We start from the raw sequence: 1825 nt of genomic DNA, 5'->3' as shown, positions 1-1825 counted from the left end.
GGTCAGGGGCGGTCTAGGACTGCGAAGACGATCTTGCCGGCGCTGTTCGCCAGGGGGCGAACGCCCCAGCAGCGGGAGAGCTGCTCGACGATCAGGAGGCCGCGGCCCACCTCGCTGACCATGTCGGGCTCGTGGACGTGTGGGAGTTCGCATGTGCCGTCCTGGACCTCTATCCACAGGGCGTCGTCCTCGGTGCGACCCAGCCGCAGCGTGACGTCCCCGTCCTCCTCGGACGCGTGCCGAAGTGCGTTCGTTACCAGTTCGCTCGCCACCAGGCACGGCACGAAGTCGTCCATGCCCCACTGTCCGGACACCAGCCGCACGAACCGCCGCACCTCCCCCACGACCTCGAAGTCCTGCTTCACCACCATTTCCTCGCCGACACCCGTCGCCGCCGCCTGCTCCATGACCATCTCCTCACTCTGCGTGTCGAACACCACACATATAGCAATGTTTCGATGTACGCTGGCGTTACCAAGCTCCCCCGGTAACTACTGGAGACAGGTGCGTCTTCTTGGCGAAGTACCGACGAAAGGAAACTCGCGCTCTCATGCCCCCACGACGGCAACGCCCCAAGGAATCCCCCGCCCTGATCGCATTCGGTGGGCAGATGCGCCGGATGCGCGAGGCCAAGGGCGTCACCCAGCAATCCATCGCCGACCACACGAACATCAGCAAGGCTCAGGTGAGCCGCATCGAGAACGGCACGCGACGCGCCACCCGTTCATTCGTGGAACAGGTCGACCGTCTCCTCGGCGCTGATGACGCACTCGTCAAACTCTGGGAAGACCTGAACAGGAACGGGCACCCGGTACCGCTCTGGTTCAGTTGGCCCGAGGTCGAGACGGACGCAGCGGTGCTCGTCTCGTGGGAGCCGATGCTGATCGCGGGCCTCGTCCAGACTCCGGCCTACGCCTCCGCTCTCCTGCGCGGCAACGAAGAAGCCGTAGCAGCGCGGCTCAGTCGGCAAGAGATCTTCACAAGGAGCGAGGGACGTACCCCACCGGATCTGGTGCTCCTGGTCGACGAACAGGCACTCCGCCGCCCGGTCGGCACGTCCGAGACGATGAAGGAGCAACTCGAGCACCTGCTGGAGCTCAGCTTGTTGCCGAACATCACGGTTCAAGTAGTGTTGGAAAGCGGCGAGCACGACGGCAACACAGGCGCGTTCACCATCGCCACGATGGACGACCGAAGCGAGGTCGCATATATCGAGACGGCGATCCACGCCATCACGACCGACGACCCAACGGACTTGGCCGTGCTGACGCGCACTCTCATCGCCCTCCGTTCGCGAACACTCACCGAAGAGATGTCGCGCGAACTGATCAGAAAGGTGATCCAAGAAAGATGGACCTGAGAAACGCCAAGTGGCGCAAGAGCACCTACACCGCTTCCAACGGCGGCAACTGCGTCGAACTGGCGGGCGTGGCAGGTGCGGTGGCGGTGCGGGACAGCAAGGACCCGGACGGCCCCGTCCTCCTGCTGAGCCGCGCAGCCCTGCGGACCGCCGTCCACTCCGCCGCCACGACGCGCTGACCGTCCAGGAGCAAACCCCCGACTCGACATGGTGCGACGGATCGTCCCGCCCCCTCGGGACGGACGATCCGCCGTAGCCACCATCTCCTACGGCGCCTGCGATCCTGCGGCCTGCGCTTGTTCTTCCAGTACCTACCTCTAGGCGATGGGCGCGAGGATGGGACGCAGCGGCCGTGGACAGCAGGCGGCTGCTTGGGAGTCGCCGGGGCGTCGGCGGCGTCCGTGGTGAGGGGCGGGCGGCGGGACGTCGCGGAGATGCTTGCGGACGTTGCCTGCCGGCGGGTGG

Annotated in this window: 3 protein-coding genes; 2 read left to right on the top strand and 1 reads right to left on the bottom strand. The window is 65.8% G+C overall.

Features of this window, described 5'->3' with window-relative positions; all coding sequences use genetic code 11:
* Window positions 1–2: 2 nt before the first annotated feature.
* Complete coding sequence (locus E1200_RS33025; protein WP_131956563.1) at window positions 3–437, bottom strand: ATP-binding protein; 435 nt, start codon at window positions 435–437, stop codon at window positions 3–5.
* A gap of 113 nt (window positions 438–550) precedes the next feature.
* On the opposite strand from E1200_RS33025, the gene E1200_RS33020 reads away from it, so the two are divergent.
* Both E1200_RS33020 and E1200_RS33015 read left to right on the top strand, forming a co-directional pair.
* Window positions 551–1360: a helix-turn-helix transcriptional regulator gene (locus E1200_RS33020; protein WP_279485555.1), complete on the top strand. Its 810-nt coding sequence runs from the start codon at window positions 551–553 to the stop codon at window positions 1358–1360.
* Window positions 1351–1539, top strand: a complete 189-nt coding sequence (locus tag E1200_RS33015; RefSeq protein ID WP_131956559.1) for a DUF397 domain-containing protein — start codon at window positions 1351–1353, stop codon at window positions 1537–1539. The genes E1200_RS33020 and E1200_RS33015 overlap by 10 nt, the downstream gene beginning before the upstream one ends.
* Window positions 1540–1825 lie beyond the last annotated feature (286 nt).

Source organism: Actinomadura sp. GC306 (assembly GCF_004348665.1).
Lineage (GTDB): Bacteria > Actinomycetota > Actinomycetes > Streptosporangiales > Streptosporangiaceae > Spirillospora.
Note: the sequence above shows the minus strand (reverse complement) of the source record. Positions and strands in the feature narration are given on the sequence as shown.

Coding starts and splice junctions, on each gene's coding strand:
- E1200_RS33015 (WP_131956559.1), top strand. CDS start 1,351: ATGGACCTGAGAAACGCCAAGTGGCGCAAGAGCACCTACACCGCTTCC.
- E1200_RS33020 (WP_279485555.1), top strand. CDS start 551: ATGCCCCCACGACGGCAACGCCCCAAGGAATCCCCCGCCCTGATCGCA.